General features: G+C 67.4%; 24 protein-coding genes and 1 riboswitch. Of the genes, 10 read left to right on the forward strand and 14 right to left on the reverse strand.

Features of this window, described 5'->3' with window-relative positions:
* Window positions 1–18 precede the first annotated feature (18 nt).
* Window positions 19–498, forward strand: a complete 480-nt coding sequence (locus ACTJKY_RS07710) for a pyridoxamine 5'-phosphate oxidase family protein (RefSeq protein ID WP_121074951.1) — start codon at window positions 19–21, stop codon at window positions 496–498.
* Between the two features lie 41 nt (window positions 499–539).
* Complete coding sequence (locus ACTJKY_RS07715) at window positions 540–908, forward strand: YkvA family protein (RefSeq protein WP_354308005.1); 369 nt, start codon at window positions 540–542, stop codon at window positions 906–908.
* A gap of 139 nt (window positions 909–1047) precedes the next feature.
* On the opposite strand, the gene ACTJKY_RS07720 is transcribed toward ACTJKY_RS07715, so the two are convergent.
* Both ACTJKY_RS07720 and ACTJKY_RS07725 read right to left on the reverse strand, forming a co-directional pair.
* Window positions 1048–2214 carry a mechanosensitive ion channel family protein gene (locus tag ACTJKY_RS07720; protein ID WP_440845160.1) on the reverse strand — a complete coding sequence of 389 codons (1167 nt, stop codon included), beginning with the start codon at window positions 2212–2214 and terminating at the stop codon, window positions 1048–1050.
* Window positions 2215–2223: 9 nt separating this feature from the next.
* Entirely contained in the window at window positions 2224–3240 is a 1017-nt protein-coding gene (locus tag ACTJKY_RS07725) for a DNA topoisomerase IB (protein ID WP_440845161.1), read from the reverse strand.
* 118 nt (window positions 3241–3358) lie between these two features.
* On the opposite strand from ACTJKY_RS07725, the gene ACTJKY_RS07730 reads away from it, so the two are divergent.
* Window positions 3359–3910, forward strand: a complete 552-nt coding sequence (locus tag ACTJKY_RS07730) for a type 1 glutamine amidotransferase domain-containing protein (protein ID WP_141986338.1) — start codon at window positions 3359–3361, stop codon at window positions 3908–3910.
* Here the strand turns inward: ACTJKY_RS07730 and ACTJKY_RS07735 are convergent.
* From ACTJKY_RS07735 to ACTJKY_RS07745, 3 genes are read right to left on the reverse strand one after another with little or no spacing between them, the layout of a single operon-like run.
* Window positions 3861–4946, reverse strand: a complete 1086-nt coding sequence (locus ACTJKY_RS07735) for an acyltransferase family protein (protein ID WP_440845162.1) — start codon at window positions 4944–4946, stop codon at window positions 3861–3863. The genes ACTJKY_RS07730 and ACTJKY_RS07735 overlap by 50 nt on opposite strands.
* Window positions 4943–6292 carry a putative O-glycosylation ligase, exosortase A system-associated gene (locus ACTJKY_RS07740; protein ID WP_440845251.1) on the reverse strand — a complete coding sequence of 450 codons (1350 nt, stop codon included), beginning with the start codon at window positions 6290–6292 and terminating at the stop codon, window positions 4943–4945. Before ACTJKY_RS07740 ends, ACTJKY_RS07735 begins: the two co-directional genes overlap by 4 nt.
* On the reverse strand, window positions 6285–6428 hold the full coding sequence (locus ACTJKY_RS07745) for a hypothetical protein (protein WP_164521687.1): 144 nt from the start codon (window positions 6426–6428) through the stop codon (window positions 6285–6287). The genes ACTJKY_RS07740 and ACTJKY_RS07745 overlap by 8 nt, the downstream gene beginning before the upstream one ends.
* A gap of 82 nt (window positions 6429–6510) precedes the next feature.
* Between ACTJKY_RS07745 and ACTJKY_RS07750 the strand changes: the two genes are divergently transcribed.
* Both ACTJKY_RS07750 and ACTJKY_RS07755 read left to right on the forward strand, forming a co-directional pair.
* Window positions 6511–7713, forward strand: a complete 1203-nt coding sequence (locus ACTJKY_RS07750) for a TIGR04063 family PEP-CTERM/XrtA system glycosyltransferase (protein ID WP_440845164.1) — start codon at window positions 6511–6513, stop codon at window positions 7711–7713.
* 34 nt (window positions 7714–7747) lie between these two features.
* The gene (locus ACTJKY_RS07755; RefSeq protein WP_440845165.1) at window positions 7748–8485 is read left to right on the forward strand and encodes a hypothetical protein; all 738 of its coding nucleotides are present in this window, start codon (window positions 7748–7750) and stop codon (window positions 8483–8485) included.
* Window positions 8486–8493: 8 nt separating this feature from the next.
* Here the strand turns inward: ACTJKY_RS07755 and ACTJKY_RS07760 are convergent, their stop codons facing one another.
* The gene (locus ACTJKY_RS07760) at window positions 8494–8736 is read right to left on the reverse strand and encodes a hypothetical protein (protein WP_440845166.1); all 243 of its coding nucleotides are present in this window, start codon (window positions 8734–8736) and stop codon (window positions 8494–8496) included.
* Window positions 8737–8762: 26 nt separating this feature from the next.
* A complete protein-coding gene (locus tag ACTJKY_RS07765; RefSeq protein ID WP_440845167.1) occupies window positions 8763–8993 on the reverse strand; it encodes a hypothetical protein in 231 nt (76 codons plus the stop codon).
* Window positions 8994–9120: 127 nt separating this feature from the next.
* Here ACTJKY_RS07765 and ACTJKY_RS07770 point away from each other — a divergent pair, with 127 nt between their 5' ends.
* A complete protein-coding gene (locus tag ACTJKY_RS07770) occupies window positions 9121–9699 on the forward strand; it encodes a S24 family peptidase (protein ID WP_440845168.1) in 579 nt (192 codons plus the stop codon).
* Window positions 9696–10316 carry a class I SAM-dependent methyltransferase gene (locus ACTJKY_RS07775; protein WP_440845169.1) on the forward strand — a complete coding sequence of 207 codons (621 nt, stop codon included), beginning with the start codon at window positions 9696–9698 and terminating at the stop codon, window positions 10314–10316. The genes ACTJKY_RS07770 and ACTJKY_RS07775 overlap by 4 nt, the downstream gene beginning before the upstream one ends.
* 30 nt (window positions 10317–10346) lie before the next feature.
* Here ACTJKY_RS07775 and ACTJKY_RS07780 read toward each other — a convergent pair whose 3' ends face one another.
* The 4 genes from ACTJKY_RS07780 to ACTJKY_RS07795 form a co-directional block, all read right to left on the reverse strand.
* Window positions 10347–12374, reverse strand: coding sequence for a M13 family metallopeptidase (locus ACTJKY_RS07780; RefSeq protein ID WP_440845170.1), 2028 nt, complete (start codon window positions 12372–12374; stop codon window positions 10347–10349).
* Between the two features lie 144 nt (window positions 12375–12518).
* Window positions 12519–13931, reverse strand: a complete 1413-nt coding sequence (gene glnA / locus ACTJKY_RS07785; RefSeq protein WP_440845171.1) for a type I glutamate--ammonia ligase — start codon at window positions 13929–13931, stop codon at window positions 12519–12521.
* Window positions 13932–14023: 92 nt separating this feature from the next.
* On the reverse strand, window positions 14024–14362 hold the full coding sequence (locus tag ACTJKY_RS07790) for a P-II family nitrogen regulator (protein WP_440845173.1): 339 nt from the start codon (window positions 14360–14362) through the stop codon (window positions 14024–14026).
* Between the two features lie 167 nt (window positions 14363–14529).
* Window positions 14530–15837, reverse strand: coding sequence for a methyl-accepting chemotaxis protein (locus ACTJKY_RS07795; RefSeq protein WP_440845174.1), 1308 nt, complete (start codon window positions 15835–15837; stop codon window positions 14530–14532).
* 153 nt (window positions 15838–15990) lie between these two features.
* Here ACTJKY_RS07795 and ACTJKY_RS07800 point away from each other — a divergent pair, with 153 nt between their 5' ends.
* Entirely contained in the window at window positions 15991–16245 is a 255-nt protein-coding gene (locus tag ACTJKY_RS07800) for a hypothetical protein (RefSeq protein WP_440845175.1), read from the forward strand.
* 127 nt (window positions 16246–16372) lie between these two features.
* Window positions 16373–17188 (forward strand): ferredoxin--NADP reductase, encoded by an 816-nt coding sequence (locus ACTJKY_RS07805; RefSeq protein ID WP_440845176.1) that lies wholly within the window; start codon window positions 16373–16375, stop codon window positions 17186–17188.
* Window positions 17189–17358: 170 nt separating this feature from the next.
* Here the strand turns inward: ACTJKY_RS07805 and ACTJKY_RS07810 are convergent, their stop codons facing one another.
* Together ACTJKY_RS07810 and map are read right to left on the reverse strand one after the other, a co-directional pair.
* A complete protein-coding gene (locus ACTJKY_RS07810) occupies window positions 17359–18411 on the reverse strand; it encodes a threonine aldolase family protein (RefSeq protein ID WP_440845178.1) in 1053 nt (350 codons plus the stop codon).
* Window positions 18412–18463: 52 nt separating this feature from the next.
* Window positions 18464–18573: riboswitch (SAM-I-IV-variant riboswitch) on the reverse strand.
* A gap of 102 nt (window positions 18574–18675) precedes the next feature.
* On the reverse strand, window positions 18676–19500 hold the full coding sequence (gene map, locus ACTJKY_RS07815; protein ID WP_440845179.1) for a type I methionyl aminopeptidase: 825 nt from the start codon (window positions 19498–19500) through the stop codon (window positions 18676–18678).
* Between the two features lie 53 nt (window positions 19501–19553).
* Between map and ACTJKY_RS07820 the strand changes: the two genes are divergently transcribed.
* The gene (locus ACTJKY_RS07820; RefSeq protein ID WP_440845180.1) at window positions 19554–20309 is read left to right on the forward strand and encodes a competence/damage-inducible protein A; all 756 of its coding nucleotides are present in this window, start codon (window positions 19554–19556) and stop codon (window positions 20307–20309) included.
* A gap of 10 nt (window positions 20310–20319) precedes the next feature.
* Here ACTJKY_RS07820 and ACTJKY_RS07825 read toward each other — a convergent pair whose 3' ends face one another.
* Window positions 20320–21249, reverse strand: a complete 930-nt coding sequence (locus tag ACTJKY_RS07825; RefSeq protein WP_440845182.1) for a bifunctional riboflavin kinase/FAD synthetase — start codon at window positions 21247–21249, stop codon at window positions 20320–20322.
* Between the last annotated feature and the right edge of the window lie 49 nt (window positions 21250–21298).

Below are 21298 nucleotides of genomic sequence, written 5' to 3' on the forward strand. Positions count from 1 at the left end.
AAACTCCGGGAGACGATCATGGCCGATACGGTCGAACTGAAGAAGCATTTCTGGTCCAAGCTGGCGGACAGCCCCTTCATGATGGCGGGCCTGCAGGACGGCCAGCACAGCGAGCCGCTGACCGCGCAGCTCGACGAGGACCAGGTCGACACGATCTTCTTCTTCATCGGCAAGGACAATCGCATGGCCAAGGGCGGCCCGGCGATGCTCCAGTTCGTGTCCAAGGGGCACGACTTCTTCGCCTGCCTTTCGGGCACCGCGCGCGTCGACAACGACTTCGCGATGATCGACAAGCTGTGGAACAGCCAGGTCGAAGCCTGGTTTCCGGGCGGCAAGCAGGACCCGAACCTCGCCCTGCTCCGCGTCGACATCGACGATGCCGAGCTGTGGGAAACGGACATGTCGATCACCGGCAAGGTGAAGATGCTGTTCGGCGGCAAGATCAAGTCGGACGAGACCGGCAGCCACGCCAAGGTCGAGACCACGGCCGAGCGCTAACCCGCATTGACCGGCGCGCGCGGCTGGGCGATTCACGGGCCATGGGTCCTTCTCTCGCGCACCGCGTCCGCACCGAGGCGCATGCCGTATGGCTCGCCATCCGCGATCCGCGTACGCCCCTGGCTGCGCGGATCGTTGGCATTCTGGTCGCGGCCTATGCGCTGTCGCCGATCGACCTGATCCCGGATTTCATCCCCGTGCTCGGGCTGGTGGACGACGCCATCCTGATCCCGCTCGGCGTCTGGCTGTTCGAGCGGCTGATCCCAGCTGAGCAGTTCGCCGAGCACCGCGCGGCGGCGGAAGAAGCCAGCCATCGGCCGGTGAGTTGGGGCGGGATCGCCATCGTGCTGGGCGTGTGGGCGCTGCTCGCCTGGGGCGTGTGGAGCTGGCTGGTAACGAAGTACGACTGAGGGCTGCGTCCCTCCACCCAACCTCCGTCATTCCGGCGAAAGCCGGAATCCATTGGGGCCGCGCATCGATTCCCGGCGTGGCCGAGTGGCGAATGGATCTCGGCTTTCGCCGGGATGACGGCTGAGAAGGGGCGGGCGCTTAACGCTCGCCGTCTTCCTTATCGACCCGCATCACCGGCTGCACGTCTGGATACGGCATGATGATCTTGCCGTCCGGCGCCGCTGTGAACGTCGTCTGGGTCGGGTAGGGGATCGAGATGCCCTCTTCCGCCAGCTTGCGCACGATCGCGATCAGGATGCGGTCGCGCGTCGGGTGGGCTATGTTCCAGTCCCCGCTCGCCACTTCGGCGATCAGGTCATAGTCAATCGAGCTCGCGCCGAAGCCGGAAAAGCCGTTACGCACCGCCGTTGCGCCGTTCGCCTCGACGATCTCCTTGAACATTTCCGGCAGCCGCTCGAGCTTCTCGGGGGGCGTTTCGTACGCCACGCCGATCTTGAACGGCAGCCGGATGCGCGTGCGATCAGTGAGGTTCTGCAGCTCCTTGTCGAGCAGCTGGCGGTTCGAGATGATGTGCATCTCGCCGTCGAACGAGCGGACGCGGGTGGACTTGAGGCCGATTTCGGCCACCGTGCCGCTGGTCTGGTCGAACTTGATGTTGTCGCCGACACGGAAGGGGCGGGTGAACAGGATCGACAGCGCCGCGATCAGGTCGCCGAAGATGCCTTGGGCCGCCAGACCGATGGCGATGCCGCCGACACCGAGACCGGCGACCAGGCCGGTGACGTTCACCCCGATATTGCCGAGCACCATCACCAGCGCGATCGCGAACAGCGCGATCGAGATCAGCAGCCGGATGATGCCGACGGCGCTCGCCAGGCTCTCGCTGGGGCTGTCGCCGCGGGTGCGGTGCTCGATTAGCCCGAAGATGACCTCCCGCACCCAGATCGCGACCTGGAACGTCACCGCGATAGTGAACAGGAAGGTGATCGTCTTGTCGAGCAGCGGCGGCGTTTCGGCGACGTTCACCACCAGCCGGATCGCCAGCGTGACGATGAAGAAGTTGTTGGTCCGCGCGATCGTGCGGCCGAAGATCGTGTACCAGTTGGCGCTCGCCCCATCGCTGTTGCGGCACAGCCGCATGCCCCAGGAGCGCAGCGTGTGGAGGAACAGCGCGATGCCGACCGCGATCCCGATCGCGACCAGGATGCTCAGCCAATGGTCGGCGATCCAATCGGGCGTGTCGCCGATGAATGCCTGGAGCTGGCGTTCGAAATGGGTGGGCTTGGTGCGTGCGGTGATCAGCATCGGGTCTCGTCAGGCTGCCTTGGCGGGCTGTTCGGCCGGATCGCTCTCCAGGAAGACGATCAGGCCGCGTTCGTAGCGGTCGAGGTACTGTGTCGTGCGGGGCAGGCGCAACCCGGCGCGAAACAGCGCCTGGCTCGGCTTGTCGCGCGCCAGCTCGATCAGCCGCGGATGGACATAGGATTTGCGGGCGATGGCGGGGGTGTTGCCCAGCGCTTCGGTGACGGGCTCCAGCAGGGTCTTGAGGCCGATCGGCTCGGGCGCCTCCGCCAGCGTGCGATAAGCGATGACGCTCGCGCCCCAAGTGCGGAAATGCTTGGCGCTGAAATGCTCGCCCATCGCCTCGCGGATATAGGCGTTGACGTCGCTGGAGGTGACCGGGTGCGCCTCGCCGGCATCGTCGATCCAGCGGAACAGGTTCTGGCCGGGCAGATCCTGGCAGCGCTTGACGAAGCGGCTGAGCGACTTGTCGGTCACCGTCATCACCCGCAGCTTGCCGGACTTGGCGCGGAACTGGAGCTTGAGCGTGCCGCCGGCGACCTTGACGTGGCGCTTGCGCAGCGTGGTGGCGCCAAAGCTCTTGTTCTCCTGCGCATAGGTCTCGTTGCCGACGCGGATCGAGCCGAGGTCGAGCAGCCGGACGACGGCGGCCACGGCCTTGTCCTTGCACAGCCCGCGCAGCCGCAGATCGGCCTCGACCTTGCGGCGCAGGCGCGGCAGGCGCTCGCCGAACGTGCCGCAGCGATCGTATTTCGCCGCCTCCTGCGCTTCGCGGAAGCCGTTATGGTAGCGATATTGCTTCCGGCCCTTCACGTCATAGCCGGTCGCCTGGATATGGCCGTTGGGATCGGGGCAGAACCACGCATTCTCATAGGCCGGGGGCAGGCCGATGGCGTTCAGCCGGTCGATTGCGTCGCGGTCGGTGATACGGGTGCCGTCGGCGTCGAAATAGCCCCAGCCGTGGCGCATCTTGCGCCGGGTGATGCCGGGGGCCTGGTCTTCGACATAGACGATCTCGGCGCTATCCATCGCGGTTCCTTGGGGCAGAGGCTAGGCAAATGCGCCGCAGCAACAATTCGTTCCGGAACAAGGCGCGGGGGCTCCGGGTTGGCCCGGCATCTTCCGAACAACGGGAAAGGATGCCCCCATGGCCAATCTGCAGAACGCGCGCGTGCTGATGCTCGCGACCGACGGCTTCGAGGAATCGGAGCTGTTCGAACCGCGCCAGGCGCTGCTCGATGCCGGCGCACAGGTGACGCTCGCCTCGATCAAGACCGATCCGATCACCGGCGAAAGCGGCGGCGAGAAGGGCAAGAGCATCACGCCGGACACAACGCTGGATGCGGTCGAGCTCGATCAGTTCGACGCGCTGGTGCTGCCGGGCGGCGTCGGCAATCCGGACAAGCTGCGGATGAACGCGAAGGCGGTGGAGATTGCCCGCACCTTCATGGATTCTAAGCGGCTCGTCGCGGCGATCTGCCATGCGCCGTGGCTGCTCGCCGAGGCCGATGTGGTCGCCGGCCGCCGGCTGACCAGCTGGCCATCGATCCGCACTGATCTGGCCAATGCCGGCGCCGATGTGGTCGACGAGGAAGTGGTGAGCGACGGCAACCTGATCACCAGCCGCAAGCCCGACGACATCCCCGCGTTCAACCGCGCGGTGATCGCCGCGCTGGAAGACGTGACCGCCCCGGCCTGAACGCGAGGGCGTTGATCCAGCGCTGCGCGGGGCGCTCTACCCAGCGGTGGAGTGCCACCGACGCGGCGAGGACCAGCAGCAGATACAGCGCCGCGAGCGGCCAGCCGATCGTCGCGGTACGGACGAAGGCGAGCTTGAAGGCGAACCACAGCAGGAAGTGGCTGAGATAGGTGGCGTAGCTGATCTCGCCGAGGCGGTGGAGCAGCGCGCCTTCCAGCGGATTGCCCGCTCGGCCGGCAGATAGCGCCAGCCCCAACAGCAGCGCCGCAAGGGCCGCGGGAACGACCAGCGTTTCCGGTGCATCGAGCCATGCCATGCCGAACAACGCCGCGATGCCGAAGCTGGCAAGCGCGACGCGGCGTTCGCGCCAGCGCTGCCAAAGGGCGTGGAGCAGCGTGCCGGTCGCGAACTCCAGCAGGCAGCGCACGACCCCGAGACGCGGGATGTCCTGCCCCAGCGTGTCGGCACCGCGCAGCGCGAACGCCGCGCTCAGCGCCAGCAGCAGCACCCCGATCGCGCCGAGAAGGAAGGGCGTGCCGCGGTGGCGCCCGTCGATCGCCATCGCCCAGAGCGGGAACAGCAGATAGGCCGCCAGTTCGCACGAGATCGACCAGGCGGGATCGTTCCAGCGCAGTGGATCGGCGAACCCCCACGCCTGGACGAGCAGCAGATGGGCCGGCAGCTCGGCCAGGGGAAATTCGGTCGCAGCGCGGCCGCTGGCGTGAAGGACCAGCAGCAACAGCACCGCAAAACCGAGCATCACCGCGTGCAGCGGCCAGATCCGCGCGATGCGCCGGCGGAGGAAATCGGGCACCACGGCGAGGCCCGCGAACCGGAGCCGCTCGCCGTGGCTGAGCGCCAGCACGAAGCCCGACAGCAGGAAGAAAAAGTCGACGGCGAGATAGCCCTTGGCGAGCACAGCTTCGGCCGTGCCCGGCAGCCCGGCGAGCGATCCGCGCAGATGGTACAGCACCACCCACCACGCCGCTATCCCGCGCACCGAGGTCAGCGCGCGCAGTTCGGCGCGACCGCTCATACGGCGGCGGCGCGCGCCTTGCGCAGCGGCCGCCAGTCCGCCGCGGCGCGCTTGCGGGCGCAATAGGTGTCGAGCCCGATCTGCGCGCCGATCAGCATGTAGATAAAGGGCTGGAAGGCGATCGCCACGAACGCCGCGCCGAGCAGATAGACGATGTGCCCGTTCTGCAGCGCGGCAGCCAGCGGCGCGATCCAGGCCTGGTCGCCTTCCGCGCGCGCATAACGGCGGCGCAGCACCTCCATGCGGAACAGCCCGGCAAAGTTGATCGTCAGCCACAGCGCGAGCCCAGGATAGCCCTGCTCGCCCAGCATCTCGAAATAGGCGCTGTGATAGGCCCGCGCCTTGTCGACCTCCAGCGAGCGGTCGACCACCGCGACGCCGCCCTGGTCCTCCACCGCGACCTTTTCGTAGCGGATCTGGTTCTGGCGATAGGCCTCGAACCCGCCGCCCAGCGGGTGCTCGCGGGCATAGTCCATCGTCCATTGCCACACGGCGAGGCGTGTGGAGGCGGAGGCGTCGCCCTGATAGGTCTTGATCGTCCCCATCCGCTCGGTGAAGGCCGAGGGGAGGAAGGGCAGGGCGGCCAGCGCCATCGCGGCCACGCAGCCGAGGTAGAGCAATTTCTTCTGGCTATCCCGCAGCATCAGCAGCGCGACCAGCCCGATGCAGAGCAGCCCGGTGCGCGTCGAGGTACCGATCGGGATCAGGAGGCAGGCGAAGCACAGCGCGTACGCAAAGGTTTTCACCCGCCAGTCGGGGGCGAAGATCGTGCCGTGCCGGGTGAACCACAGGATCAGCGGCAGGATCGCGATGGCGACGGTGGAGATGGTGCTGCCCTCGTACAGCCCCGAATTGTTCGAGACCATCAGGTTGAGCTCGCCATAGCCGCCGCCGGAAATAATCGTCTTGATCGCGCCGACGATGATGATCGAGCTTGCCGAGAGGATCATGAACAGCAGCAGCGCCTCGATCCGCAGCCGGGTGCGCAGGGTCAGGGGCAGGAAGGCGGCGAAGGCGAGCGCCTTCCATACCCAGTCCCATTTGTCCCTGGCTTCCACCGGAAAGTCGGCATGCAGCGTGGTGAACCCGCAATAGCCGATCAGCGCCACGATCAGCAGCTGGCGCGGCGCCACGCGGACGTCGCGCTTGTCGTCGAACAACAGGAACCCGGCCAGCGCCAGCGCCGCCGCCATGGCCGAGATCGGCAGGGAGTTGAGCAGCAGATAGGTCAGCCGCTGCGGCGCGACGATGTCGATATAGGCGTAGACCAGCACGAACAGGAACGGCTTGCGAAAGCCGCTGCCGAACAACGCCGCCAGGAACAGCACGAAGACATAGTCACGCACCGCGCTTGCCCCAGCGCCCACGCTTCTTCTCCCTGGGTGCAGCGTCCTCGCGATCGAGGTCCGGGCGGCGGAGCAGGAGGAAGGCCGCGAGCAGCATCAGCCCATGGGTGAGCGCAAGCGAGAGATTGTCGATCATCGGGCGGGCCGTTCCTTCCGCGCCCTCCCTAGCGCAGGTGCAGTTGACGTGCCGTTAAGCGCGGCATGGCATGCAGGCGGGCATGCGAGTCCTGCACCTTCTGGATCATGGCCTGCCGCTGCACAGCGGCTATGCGTTCCGCACTCGCGCGATCCTGAAGGCGGAGCTGGCGCGCGGCTGGGAGGTGGCGGCGGTCACCGGCCCGCGCCACGGACCCGCGCCCGCCGACGAGGAGGTGGTCGATGGGCTGCGCTTCTTCCGCACCCGCCCGGTCGCGTCCCGGCTGCCCGGCCTGAGCGAGTGGCGCGAGATCGACGCCTTTGCGCAGCGGGTGCGCCAGGTGGTGAAAAGCTTTCGGCCGGATGTGCTCCATGCCCATTCGCCCGTGCTCTGCGCGCTTGCCGGGCTGCGGGTACGGCGCTGGAGCGGGGTGCCGCTGCTCTACGAGATCCGCGCCTTCTGGGAAGATGCCGCGGTCGGCAACGGTACCGGACGCGAGGGGAGCCTCCGCTACCGCCTCACCAAGGCGCTGGAGACGCATGCCGTCCGCCAGGCCGATGCAGTGGCGGTGATCTGCGAGGGCCTCCGCGGTGACCTGATTGCGCGGGGCATCGATCCCGCGAAGATCGCGGTATCCCCCAACGGAGTCGACATGGCGTTGTTCGGTGAGCCCGTGCCCCCGGATGCGGCGCTGGCCGTGCAGCTGGGGCTGACGGGCGCCGAAACCATCGGCTTCATCGGCAGCTTCTATGATTATGAAGGGCTGGACGTGCTGATCGCCGCCATGCCCGCGCTCGTCGCCGCGCGGCCCGCGATGCAACTGCTGCTCGTCGGCGGCGGCCCGGCCGAGCCGGCGCTGCGGGCGCAGGCGGCGGCATCCCCGGTCGCGGGCCGCATCCATTTCCTTGGCCGCGTGCCGCACGAGGCGGTGGAGCGCTACTACAGCCTGATCGACATCCTGGTCTATCCGCGCAAGAAAATGCGGCTGACCGACCTCGTCACGCCGCTCAAGCCTCTGGAAGCAATGGCACAGCAACGGCTGGTCGCCGCGTCCGACGTGGGCGGACACCGCGAACTGATCGAAGACGGTGTCACCGGCACTTTGTTTTCCGCGGATGACCCGGTGGCGCTTGCGAACGCGCTAGAAAATATGTTTTGCATGCGCAATCAATGGGATGTGCGCAGAAAGCGGGCCCGCGCATATATCGAGGCCGAGCGCAACTGGTTTGTAAATATTGCCGTGTATGACGGTTTGTGTGAAAACCTTGCCATAAAGATGGCATGAAAACCACGTGGTCGCACACGTACCGGGTGAACGCATGAAGATGCCGCTCGTACCCCTGGCCGCCCTTTTGATGGGCGGCGTATCGGCACTGGCCGTCGTCGCCCTTCCGGCGACGGGTCTGGACGTCGCGTTGTTCGGCGGCGATAGCGCCGAGGCGCTGCCGCACCTTAGCGGCATCTCACAACCGCTGCTCATGCTCGCTGCCGGCGCCTTGGGGGCAGCAACGGGCGCGCTTGCCACCCGCTGGTTCGTCGGAGAGGCGCCGGCCGAGGCGACGTCTTTCCACCTCGATCCGCTGCCGACCCCGATCATCCGCCGTGCCGACGCGCATCCCGATGCGCGCCCGCGACCGCCGCTGCGCGCAACGCAGGAGCTGGACTCGCCCGCCTGGGCCGCGCCCGAGATAGCGGCGGAGCAGGGCGTTGAAGGTGGCATCGTTGCCGAGACCGACGAGCGCGACCTTCCCGCCGATCTCGATCAGCCGCTCGCCGCTTTCGATCCGCTGGCGATCCCGGCAGTGCCGCTGCCGCCCCCCGTGCCGCCGCGCCGCGAGCGGGCGGCGAACGCAGCGCTGCGCGCGATGCCCAGCCGCGACGCAGCAGACCGGCTCGTTCGCCCCGAAACCGATGCCACCGTGCATGCCCTGCTCGAGCGGCTGGAGCGCGGCGTCGTCCGGCGCAACCAGACCGTGCAGGCGCGCGGCCGGGGGCGTGCCGATCGCGGCCTGGACGACGCGCTCGCCGCCCTGCGCAGCCTCGCCCGCCAGGCCTGAGCGCCGCGTCAGCACTCCTCGACGGTCAGCGCCTCGATCGCCGCCCGCAGCACGCCGTCCCCCGTTTCCACCGTCACCACCTGCAGATCGGCGAGGAGATGTCCGCCGAGCGGCAGCTCCAGCTCGGGCAGCGCGACGAGCCACGCCTGGCCGACGGTGCTCGCGTCTAATTCCACTACCAACTGATGCCGCGCGCCGGTGAACGTAACACTGGCCCATGGCACCCAATGCGCCTCCAGAATCCGGAGCACGCATCCCTCCACCGCCGCCGCGGCGATCAGCGCCCGTTCGAGCCGCGCGCCGATATCGCGCCGCCGCGCCGCCCGGGCTTCCAGGCCGGCGGGGCGGCGAGGAAGGCGCGCACCCGCGCCGTCAACGCCGGTCCCGGCATGCGGCCCTGCCGCAGATCGCCGACCAGTCGCGGATCGCCCGCCGCCAAGCGCCCGAACCGTGTCGCCGGCATCCGCGTCCGTTCCAAGAACGCTTCGATTTCCCCATGCAAGGACATCCATGTCCTCCTCCTCCGACTCGGATGATCACGATATGTTCTCATCTGAGCCTTGCGTAGGAAAAATCCTATGTGTAGGAAAGGGGGTATGGAAGCCGATGTACAACGGGCAAATTTTGCGAAGCTTGTGGCGGCCAAGGGGGTGCGGCTTGCCACGCTGTCGCGCGTCCTCGGGCGCAACCCGGCCTATCTGCAGCAATATCTGATGCGCGGTTCGCCGCGTGAGCTGCACGAGCGCGACCGGGCGCGGTTGGCGGAATATCTCGGCGTCGACGAGACGCTGCTGGGCGGCCGGCCGCAGGCGGCGCTGGTGACGGTCCCGCGAATCGATCTGGGCGCCTCGGCGGGGCCGGGCGGCTGGGCGGAGGAAGAGATCGTGCAGGCGCCATTTGCCTTTCCGCCGTTCCTGCTGCGCCAGCTCGGCGTGCGGCCCGAGGCGGCGTCGATGGTGCGCGTGGCGGGCGATTCGATGGCGCCGACGCTGAGCGACGGCGACGAGATCCTGGTCGACCGCGATCGCTGCCGGATCGATGCGCGGGGTATCTTCGTGCTGCGGGTGGAGGGCGAGCTGCTGGTCAAGCGGCTGCGGGCGGCGGTGGGCGGCGTCGAGCTGGTGAGCGACAATCCGGCCTATCCGGTGCGGCTTGCGCGTTCGGGGCAGTTCCAGCTGATCGGGCGCGTGGCCTGGCTCGGGCGTGCGCTGTGAGCGAAGACGCGGACCTCGCCCTGTTCATTCGGGAGCATCTGCCGGTCGTGGCGGTGCCCGGCGTGCCCGAGCTGCGGCTGCACAAGGCCGGGCCGTCGAGCGGTGTGGGTCGGCTGGGCGATACGGCACCCTATTGGGCCTATTGGTGGGGCGGTGGGCTGGCGCTGGCGCGATACGTGCTGGACCATCGCGAGGACGTTGCAGGGCGCCGCGTGCTGGATCTCGGCGCAGGCTCGGGGCTGGTCGGGATCGCCGCCGCGCGTGCGGGCGCGGCCGAGGTCACCGCTTCCGAGATCGATCCCCACGCGCGCGCCGCCATCGCGCTCAATGCGGCGCTGAACCAGGTCACGCTGGCGGAGATTATCGGCGACATCACGGACGGGCCGGCGCCCGATGCCGACCTGCTGCTGGTCGGCGACGTGTTCTACGCGCCCGAGGTGGCGACGCGCGTCACTGCCTTTCTCGATCGCTGCGTGGCGGCTGGCACCACGGTGCTGGTCGGCGACCCGTGGCGCTCGCCGCTGCCGGTCGAACGGCTACGCTTGCTGGCCCGCTACGACGTCGCCGAAACCGGCGTGACCAAGCCAGCGGGGGTATTCGCCTATCGCGCCGGGTGAGGCCGGGGGCAGGGCGCCCCCGGCGTTTCCTTACCAGACGTGCACCCGGGCTTCGGGCGCGAGATACAGCGCGTCGCCCGGCTTCACGCTGAACGCCTTGTACCATGCGTCCATGTTCCGAACGATGCCGTTCACTCGGTACTTGTCCGGGCTATGCGGATCGGAGAGCAGCTGCGCCCGCACCGCGCCTTCGCGCGCCTTGCCCTGCCAGCTGGCGGCGTAGGCGAGGAAGAAGCGCTGGTCGCCGGTCAGACCGTCCAGCACCTTGGGTTCGCCGTGGCGGGCGACATAGCGGCGATAGGCGGCATAGGCGACTTCCAGGCCGCCGAGATCGGCGAGGTTCTCACCCAGGGTCAGCTGGCCCTTGATGTGCACGCCGGGGATCGGCTCATAGGCGTCGAACTGCTTGACCAGCGCCTGGGCATGCGCGGTGTAGCGCTCCGCCGACTGCGCTGTCCACCAGTCGCCCAGCTTGCCGCTGGCATCGAACTGGCGGCCCTCGTCGTCGAAGCCATGGCCCATTTCATGGCCGATCGTGGCACCCGTCTCGCCATAGTTCACCGCCGGATCGGCGGCGGGGTCGAAGAAGGGCGGCTGGAGCTGGGCGGCCGGGAAGGTCACCTGGTTCATCACCGGATCGTAATAGGCGTTCACCGTCTGCGGGGTCATTTCCCACAGCGTGCGATCGACCGGCTTGCCGAGCCGCGACAGCTGCAGCTTCCACTCGAATTCGTCCGAGGCGAGATCGTTGGCCAGCGGATCGGTGGCGCTGACCTGCATCGAGGCATAATCGATATACTTCTCCGGATGGCCGATCCGCGGATCAAACGCGGCGAGCTTGGCCAGCGCTTCCTTGCGGGTCGCATCATCCATCCAGGCCGCGGCCTTGATCTTGTCCGCATAGGCGGCGCGCAGATCCTCGACCAGCTCCTTCGAGAGCGCCTCGGCGGCCGGGCCCCAATGGCGCTCGGCGTAGATCTTGCCGATCGCCTCACCCAGTGCGCCGTTCACCACGCGAACCCCGCGCTTCCAGCGCTCCGACTGCGCCTGCACGTCGCGCAGCGTGTGGCCGTAGAAATCGAACTGTGCGGCATCGAACGCCTTGGGCAGCACCGAAGCATGGTCGCTGATGAAGCGGAAGCGCAGCCAGTCCTTCCAGGTGGCGAGCGGCACGTCGCCCAGTCGCTTGGCGGCGGCGGTAACGGCGGTCGTCTCGCGCACGATCACGGTCGGCATCTTGCCCAGGCCCTGATTGGCGAGCACCGCATCCCAGTCGAACTCGGGTGCCAGCTTGGCGAGCTGGGCGCGGTTCATCGGGTTGTAGGTCTTCTGCGGATCGCGGCGCGCCTCGGGCGTCCACTGGTCCTTGGCCAGGCTGGTCTCGAGCGCGAGGATCGCATCGGCCTTGGCTTCGGCATCGGGGATGCCGGCCAACTGCTGGATCTTGACGATATAGGTGCGATAGGCCTTGCGGATCGTCTCGTACTTCTCGCCCGGCAGCAGATAGTAATCGCGGCTCGGCAGGCCCAGCCCGGCCTGGCCGGCCATCACCGTATAGCGGGTCGGATCCTTCTCGTCGGCCGAGATGCCGATGCCGATCGGGCTGGCATAGCCGTGATCCGCCATCAGCAGTTCCAGCGCATGGCGATCCTGCACCGCATCGATGCGGGCGAGATAGGGCTTGAGTGGCGCGGTGCCGCGCGCCTCGATGCCTGCCTCGTCCATATAGGCGCGGTAGTAGGTGGCGACCTGGCGGAGCACCGGATCGCTGGGCGAGGGGCCGGCATCCTCGATCAGCTTGCGCACCTCGACCTCGGTTTCGTCGGGAAGGTCGTAATTATAGCCGATCCGCGCCTTGTCAGGCGCGATCGGCGCGTCGCGCAACCAGCTGCCCAGCGCATAGGCGTAGAAATCGTCGCCCGGCTTCACGCCGCGATCCATGGTGGTGAGGTCGACACCCCAGGAGCCGTATTTGGCCGTTGCGGCGGTCTGGGCGAGGGCGGGGGAAGCGAGCAGGGAAGTGCCGAGCAGCAGGGCTGCGAGACGCGGGAGACGCATGGAGGCGGAGTCCTTCTGGGTGATGTAGCTGGCTAGCACGGTGGCAGGTTGCGCTCAATCGCTTCGCTGAGAAGTCAGGTGTCAAAAGAAAAGGGCGCCCGAATCGCTCCGGACGCCCCTTTCTGAAACCGATCCCGAAAAGGATCAGCTCGAATAGTACATGTCGTACTCGACGGGGCTCGGGGTCATTTCCCAACGGGCCACGTCGGCGCGCTTGATCTCGATATAGGCCTCGATCTGGTCCTTCGAGAACACGTCGCCCTTCAGCAGGAAGTCGAAATCGGCTTCTAGGCTGTCCAGCGCCTCGCGGAGCGAACCGCATACGGTCGGCACTTCGGCCAGCTCGGCCGGGGGCAGATCGTACAGGTTCTTGTCCATCGGGTCGCCCGGGTGGATCTTGTTCTGGATGCCGTCCAAGCCCGCCATCAGCAGCGCCGAATAGCAGAGATAGGGGTTGGCCAGCGCGTCCGGGAAGCGGAACTCGACGCGCTTCGCCTTGCTGCCCGTGCCGTACGGGATGCGGCACGAGGCCGAACGGTTGCGGCTCGAATAGGCGAGCAGCACCGGTGCCTCATAGCCCGGAACCAGACGCTTGTAGCTGTTGGTCGACGGGTTGGTGAAGGCGTTGAGCGCCTTGGCGTGCTTGATCACGCCGCCGATGAAGTAGAGGCAGGTGTCGCTGAGGCCCGCATAGCCGTTGCCGGCGAACAGGGGCTGGCCCTTTTCCCAGATCGACATGTGGGTGTGCATGCCCGAGCCGTTATCTTCCTTGATCGGCTTCGGCATGAAGGTCGCGGTCTTGCCATAGGCCTGCGCGACCTGGTGCACGACATACTTGTAGATCTGCATGCGATCGGCGGTGGTCACCAGCGTGCCGAAAGTCAGACCCAGCTCGTGCTGCGCGGCGGCGACTTCGTGGTGGTGCTTGTCGCAGGGCAGGCCCATCTCGAGCATGGTCGAAACCATCTCGCCGCGGATGTCGACGGCCGAGTCGACCGGCGCGACCGGGAAATAGCCGCCCTTGGCGCGCGGACGGTGGCCGAGGTTGCCGGCTTCGTACTCACGGCCCGAATTGCCCGGCAGCTCGATATCGTCGATCTTGTAGTAGCTGGTCGAGTAGCTGTTCTCGAAGCGCACGTCATCGAACATGAAGAACTCGGCTTCGGGGCCGACATAGATGGTGTCGCCGATGCCGGTGGTCTTGAGGTAGCTCTCGGCACGTTTCGCGGTCGAGCGCGGATCGCGGGCATAGAGTTCGCCGGTCGAGGGTTCGACGATGTCGCAGACCAGGATCAGCATCGGGGTGGCCGAGAACGGATCGATCCACACCGCGTCCAGATCCGGCTTCAGGATCATGTCGGACTCGTTGATCGCCTTCCAGCCCTCGATCGAGGAGCCGTCGAACATCAGACCGTCGGTCAGCTCGTCTTCACCCAGGATCGACGCGACCATGGTCAGGTGCTGCCACTTGCCCTTGGGGTCGGTGAAGCGCAGATCGATCCACTCGATCTCCTGTTCCTTCACCATCTTCAGGATGTCACTGGCCGAATTCGCCATCGTAGTGCCCTTTCGCTCTCTTTCGTGTACCCGACGAATCGGGCAATAAAATTACTCGCTCGGCGGCCTCATCGCTGCCGCCTACCGCTACGTCAAACGGCGTTTTCGTTCCGCTCCCCGGTGCGGATGCGCAGCGCCGTCTCGACGGGGATCACGAAGATCTTGCCGTCGCCGATCCGGCCGGTCTGTGCGGCCGCGGCGATCGCCTCGACCACGCGCTCGGCCAGCGTGTCTTCCACCACCACTTCCAGCTTCACCTTGGGCAGGAAGTCCACGACATACTCGGCGCCGCGATAGAGCTCGGTATGGCCCTTCTGGCGGCCGAAGCCCTTGGCTTCGGTGACGGTGATCCCCGAGACGCCCACGTCGTGCAGCGCCTCCTTCACTTCATCCAGCTTGAACGGCTTGATGATGGCTTCGATCTTTTTCACATTGTCCCCCAGGCAGCGGTTTCGGGCCGCGACAGGTCTGATCTGGAGTGTGTTTAGCAACCTGCATGCCAGAACGGGAATAGCCAGCGTGCCTACACGCGCCGAACGGATTTCGGCGCAAGAATCTGCCTCATAATCGGGCAGCGCGTGCCCAATCCCGTGGCAGATCAGGCGGCACGAACCTTCAGCAGGAAGCGATCCACCGCGTCGGACAAGGCTTCCGCGCCGTTCAGTAGGTCGGTCGAGAGATCTGCGATGCCGTGGGCGTTGCCCGAGGCAGCCTGCGCCGCGGCGCGGACCTGCTCGATATCCGTTTGCACCGCGCGCGTTCCGGAGACGCTTTCGGCGACGTTGCGGGCGATGCTGCGGGTCGCGTGATGCTGGTCGCGCACCGCGCATTCGATGCTGGACGACAGGCCGGCAATGCCGGTGATCGCCTGCTCGACCCGACCGTGGTTGGTGGTCACGCGGTCTACCACGGTTCGGATGCCCACCACCTTGGTGCTCACGCTCTGCGCCGCCTGGCGGACCTGGCTGGCGAGCGCCTTGATCTCGTTCGCCACCACGGTGAAGCCGCGCCCGGCCTCACCGGCACGCGCCGCCTCGATCGCGGCATTGAGCGCAAGCAGGTTCACCTGCCCAGCGATCTCGCCGATCGTGGCGGTGACAGCGCCGACATTCTCGGCAAAAGCATCGAGTTCGGCGGTGCCGACCCGGCTGTCGTCGACCAGCGCGACGGCTTCGGCGGCGGAGGCGCGGGCAGTGACCGTATCGCGGCCGATCGCGTCGAGCGTCGCCGCGAGCGCTTCCGATTCCCGGGCGATGGCAGCGAGATTGTCGTGGCTCTGCGCGACCGCAGCGGCGAGTGCGGCAGCCGAGGCGCTGTTGGCGCCCGCGCGTTCGACCGTGGCGGCGGCGCTGGAGCGCAGCGTCCCCGCAAGGTCGCGCAACTGCCCGGCCATCGCGCCGACCTCCGCCTCGATCCGCGCGCTCGCGGCCTCGATGCGGCGGGCGCGGGCGGTCTGCTCGGCGGCCTCGCGCACCCGGTCCTCGGCGGCGAGCTGGATGATGCGGCGGTTGCTGATCGCGGCGAACAATTGCCCACCGCGGGTGAGGATCATGCCTTCCTGCCCGTCGGCGGCCGAATAGGCGTCGACCAGCGCGCGCGGCGACTGGGCGTAATCGGCGACGGGGCAGGGGCGCACCATCGATTCCAGCCGCCGTCCATAGGCAGGGTTGCGCAGCAGCGCATGGCCATAGGGATTGAGCAGCAGCCGGCGCACGTCCTTCTCGAACACGGCGCCCAGCGGCTGGTGGCGGGCATCGAGCACCGGCAGCAGGCGCAGCGAGGGATCGTCCTGGAAGCAGCGCACTGCCTCGCTGAGCGGCGTCTCCAGCGTCAGCCAGGGCGGAGCGCGTTCGGCCTCGGTGAGCCACGCGAACAGGAAACGGAGATGGGCGGGCATGTCGAGCATCGACGCCCCGGTACGGCAGGCCGGTAAACGAGCGATTAGTGTTTGATTACAGGTTTACGACATTCCCCCATGAAATTTTCGCATATTTGCGGCTGAAGCTGTCTGTGAACGTTAACTGGCTGCACGATCACGGGCTGGACAGGGGAAGCTTCGATGCGATCGCCGCCGATGAATGCGCCGGCCGAGCTGCGACGGCGGATCGCCGATGGGGTGGCGTCGGCGGGGGCGCGTTCGGTGGTGGTGGCGCGGGGCTCGCTGGTGCTGCTGGCGCACGGGCTCTCGGCGGTGCAGCCCGAGCAGCGCGGCGACTGCTGGATCGAAACGAACGGCGAGACACTGACAGCCGAGGACACGATGGCGCTGCTGCTGCACTGGACGACGGGCGCGCCGATGGCACAACGCGTTTAGGCCGCCGAAGCGCTACTTTCTGGACGCAGGCGGCTTCTGGTGGCAGAGGGCCGCCTTCATTTATTGCTATCCCGGTCCCGCCAAGCGGGCGACCGGGGCGACCAGAGCGTTACGAGGATCCGCTTTCATGACCGTCGACACGCGCGCGCCCGCGCTGCTCCCCGAACATCCCGCCTTCGCCACCGCCAAGGTGCTGTGGGTCCGCCATTGGAACGAGCATCTGTTCAGCTTCGCGATCGCGCGGCCGGCCAGCTTCCGCTTCCGCTCGGGCGAGTTCGTGATGATCGGCCTCGAAGGCGAGGGCGGCAAGCCGCTGATGCGGGCCTATTCGGTCGCCAGCCCGTCTTGGGCCGAGGAGCTCGAATTCCTCTCGATCAAGGTGCAGGATGGTCCGCTGACCTCCAAGCTGCAGAAGATATTGCCGGGCGACGACATTTATCTGGGCAAGAAGTCCACGGGCACGCTGGTCGCCGACGCGCTGCTGCCGGGTCGCCGCCTGTTCCTGCTCTCCACCGGCACCGGCCTGGCGCCGTTCCTCAGCGTCGCGCGCGACCCCGAGATCTATGAGCGGTTCGAGCAGGTGATCGCGGTGCACAGCGTGCGCCGGGTGAGCGACCTTGCCTATCATGACGAACTCGCCGCCAAGCTGGCGGACGATCCGCTGATCGGCGAGCAGGCCGCGGCCCAGTTCCACTATGTGCCGACGGTGACCCGCGAGCCGTTCCACACCAGCGACCGGATCGGCACGCTGCTGGAGAACGGCAAGCTGTTCGAAGGCGTGCCGGGCGACGCGGTGCTCCATCCGGAGACCGACCGCGTGATGCTGTGCGGATCGATGGACATGATCCGCGATTTCGCCTCGCTGCTCGAGGGCAAGGGCTTCAAGGAAGGCTCGAACAACGCGCCGGGCGATTTCGTGATCGAGCGCGCCTTCGTCGGCTGAGCTGGCGTACCTAGTTAGCGTCTCCTCCCTCGGCAAAGCCGGGGGAGGGGGACCGCCGCCGAAGGCGGTGGTGGAGGGGGAGAACCCTCCCGCCGCCGGCAAGCCCCCTCCACCATTTGCTGCGCAAATGGTCCCCCTCCCCCGGAGCTGCGCTCCGAGGGAGGAAACACTCAGGCGGCGAGCGCCGTCGTTCCGCTGACCGCGCGGATATCGGCGGCCAGTTGGTCCACCCGTGCCGGATCGGCGTCCCACGCGAACATGAACCGCGCGCCGCCGCCGATGAAGGTATAGAAGCGCCAGCCGCGCGCGCGCAGGCCCTCCAGCACCGGTTCGGGCGCGCGGACGAACACGCCGTTGGCCTCCACCGGGAACATCAGCTCGATTCCCGGCAGCTCCGCGAGCTGCCCCGCCAGCTGCTGCGCGCAAGCGTTGGCATGGCGCGCATTGCGCAGCCAGGCGCCGTTTTCCAGCATGCCGACCCAGGGAGCGGCCAGGAAGCGCATCTTGGAGGCGAGCTGCCCGGCCTGTTTGCAGCGATAATCGAAGTCCTGCGCCAGTGCGCGGTCGAAGAACAGGACGGCTTCGCCCACCGCCATGCCGTTCTTGGTGCCGCCGAAGCAGAGCACGTCGACGCCGGCACGCCAGGTGATCTCGGCCGGATCGCAGCCGAGCGTCGCAACGGCATGGGCGAAGCGCGCGCCGTCCATGTGCAGCTTGAGGCCCAGCTCGCGGCACACGGCTGAGAGCGCCTTCACTTCATCCACCGTGTAGACCTGCCCGGTCTCGGTGGGCTGGGTGATCGTCACGACGCGCGGCTTGGGAAAGTGGATGTCGGAGCGGCTGGTCGCCACGGCGCGCACGGCGGCGGGGGTCAGCTTGCCGTCCTCGCTCTGCGCGACGAGCAGCTTCGAGCCGTTCGAGAAGAATTCTGGCGCACCGCATTCGTCGGTTTCAACATGCGCCGCGGCCGAGCAGATCACGCTGTGATAGGATTGGCAGAGTGCGGCCAGCGCCAGCGAATTGGCCGCGGTGCCGTTGAAGGCGAAGAACACCTCGCAATCGGTTTCGAACAGGGTGCGGAAGGCGTCGGCGGCGCTGTGGGTCCAATGGTCGTCGCCATAGGCCGGGGCGTGACCGGTGTTGGCGGCTTCCATTGCTGCCCAGGCCTCGGGGCAGATTCCGGCATAATTGTCGCTGGCGAATTGCTGGGCTTCGGTGGTCACGCTCTACTGCCTTCTTCCTGTTCCAGGAGGCGGGCGACGACAGGAAATGTGGCGTGGACACCGTGTTGCCGGGTTCGGCCACATCCCCCCACTCGGCGTGGAGGCACCACCTTGCACGGGGCAGGTTGGTGCCGGGCGTCGGCCCGACTCTTGATGCTGGCGAGGGTGTTAGCGGAAGTTGTGGGAGGGCGCAAGATTGTTGCGTACGCCCTCCCGCAGGACCGCGAAGTTTAGGAAGTTTAGGGTCTCAGGCGCGCGAGCCCCTCAGTACGGCGGCTGGTGCAGGCCCTTGGGGCTGGTGGTGAAGATCTCGCAGCCGGTTTCGGTGATGCCGATCGAGTGCTCGAACTGCGCCGAAAGCGAGCGATCGCGCGTCACCGCCGTCCAGCCGTCGTCGAGCAGCTTCACGTCCGGCCGGCCGATGTTGATCATCGGCTCGATCGTGAAGAACATGCCCGGGCGCAGCTCGGGGCCGGTGCCGGGGCGGCCGACATGGACCACTTCAGGCGCGTCGTGGAACACCTGGCCGAGCCCGTGCCCGCAGAAATCGCGGACCACGCCGTAGCGATGCTTCTCGGCATGTCGCTGGATGGCGTGGCTGATGTCGCCCAGATGGTTGCCCGGCTTGGCCTGCTCGATGCCCAGCATCAGGCATTCATAGGTCACGTCGACCAGCCGGCGCGCCTTGATCGGCACGTCACCGACCAGGTACATGCGGCTGGTGTCCCCATGCCAGCCGCCGAGCAGCGGGGTCACGTCGATATTGACGATGTCGCCGTCCTTGAGGACGCGGTCGCCCGGAATCCCGTGGCAGACGACATGGTTGATCGAGATGCAGCAGCTGTGCGTATAGCCGCGATAGCCGAGCGTCGCGGGCACGCCGCCGCCGGCGACGGTCATCGACCGGACGATGTCGTCCAGCTCCTGGGTGGTCACGCCGGGGACGACGTGCGGCACCAGCGCGTCGAGGATCTCGGCGGCGAGGCGGCCGGCCTTGCGCATGCCTTCAAAGCCTTCGGGCCCATGGAGCTTGATCGCATGGCTGCGCGCCTGCGGCATATCCGCGGTGACGGTCACATATTCGGTCATCCTGTCCATATAGGCGTTTGCACCCGCCTTTGCGAGAGCGTAGCGCTAAGCACATGCACGAGCGGATCTGGACAGCGGCCCTGGTGGTGATCGGCGACGAAATCCTGTCGGGCCGAACCCAGGACAAGAACATTGCGCAGCTCGCCACCTGGGCGAATGCGCAGGGCATCCGCCTCGCCGAGGTGCGGGTGGTGCCCGACAAGCAGGACGCGATCGTGGAAGCCGTCAACACGCTGCGCGCCCGCAACGATTATTGCTTCACCACCGGCGGCATCGGGCCGACGCATGACGACATCACGGTGGACGCGATCGCCGCGGCGCTCGGCGTGCCGGTGATCGTCCACCCGCAGGCGCGCGCGCTGCTGGAGGCTTATTACGCCAGCAAGGGCGGGCTCAGCGAGGCGCGGCTGCGGATGGCGCGGGTGCCCGAAGGCGCCGAGCTGATCGTCAACCGCATGTCCGGTGCGCCGGGGATCCGCTGGGGCAACATCTTCATCCTGGCCGGCGTGCCGCACATCGCGGCGGGCATGCTCGATGCGCTGACCGGCACGCTGGAAGGCGGACTGCCGGTCGTCTCGCGCACGATCGGCTGCTGGGTCGCGGAGAGCGAGATCGCCGACCTGCTGGGCGATACCGAGCGCGCACACGAGGGCGTGTCTATCGGCAGCTATCCGTTTTTCCGGGAAGGGCGCGTGGGGGCCAATTTCGTGGTGCGCGCGACCGATGCGGCGGTCGTCGACCGGGTCGTCGCGGTAATTGCTGACGGGCTGGAAACGCGCGGCTTTGCGGCGGTCGACGGCGGGATCTAGCGAAGCGCCGTCAGACGCCCCGCGCGAGCAGCTCCCGCGCCCGCGCCGAATCCTTGTCCATCTGCACGATCAGCGCGTCGAGATTGTCGAACTTCGCCTCGGGCCGCAGATACTCGATCAGCTCGACTTCGAGCTGCTGGCCGTACAGGTCGCCGCTGAAATCGAAGAAGAAGCTTTCCAGCAGCTCGATCGGCGGATCGAAGCTGGGGCGGATGCCGAGATTGGCGACACCATCCAGCACGCGGCCATCGGGCAGCCGCCCGCGCACGGCATAGATGCCGTATTTCGGGCGAAGATAGGTGCCGAGCCGCATATTGGCAGTGGGATAGCCTAGCTGGCGGCCCAGCTTGGCGCCGCCTTCCACTTCCGCCGCGATCGCGAAGGGGCGAGTGAGCAGCGTCGCGGCACCGCGCGGATCACCGGCCTTGAGAAGCTCGCGGATCCGGCTGGAGGAGACGATCTGGCCGTCCAGCGCCACCGCGCCCACCGTCTCGGCGGTGAAGCCGAGTTCGCTGCCGAGCGTCGCGAGTGTCGCGACATTGCCTTCGCGGCCCTTGCCGAAGGTGAAATCTTCGCCGGTGACGACGCCGGCCGCGCCGGCCGTGTCCACCAGCTGCTCGGCGAATTGCCGCGCGGTGAGGCGGGCGAGGGTGGCGTCGAAATGGAACACCAGCATGCCGTCTGCACCCGCGCCGGCGAACAGCTGCTCGCGCTGGTCGAGCGTGGTCAGCCGGAAGGGCGGGGCGTCGGGCTGGAAGAAGCGCCGTGGATGCGGATCGAAGGTCGCGACGATCGCGGGGCGGCCTTCGTCGCGGGCACGCGCCACCGCACGGCCTACGACCGCCTGGTGCCCAAGATGGAAGCCATCGAAATTCCCGAGCGCGACGATCGCGCCCCGGAGAGGAAGCGGAACCGTCGAGCCGCCGTCCAGCCGCTGCATGCGGTGGCTATAGGGATTGGCCGGCGCGATGCCAATGGGGTGGGGGAGC

Source organism: Sphingomonas sp. 22176, from assembly GCF_052045505.1.
GTDB lineage: Bacteria > Pseudomonadota > Alphaproteobacteria > Sphingomonadales > Sphingomonadaceae > Sphingomonas.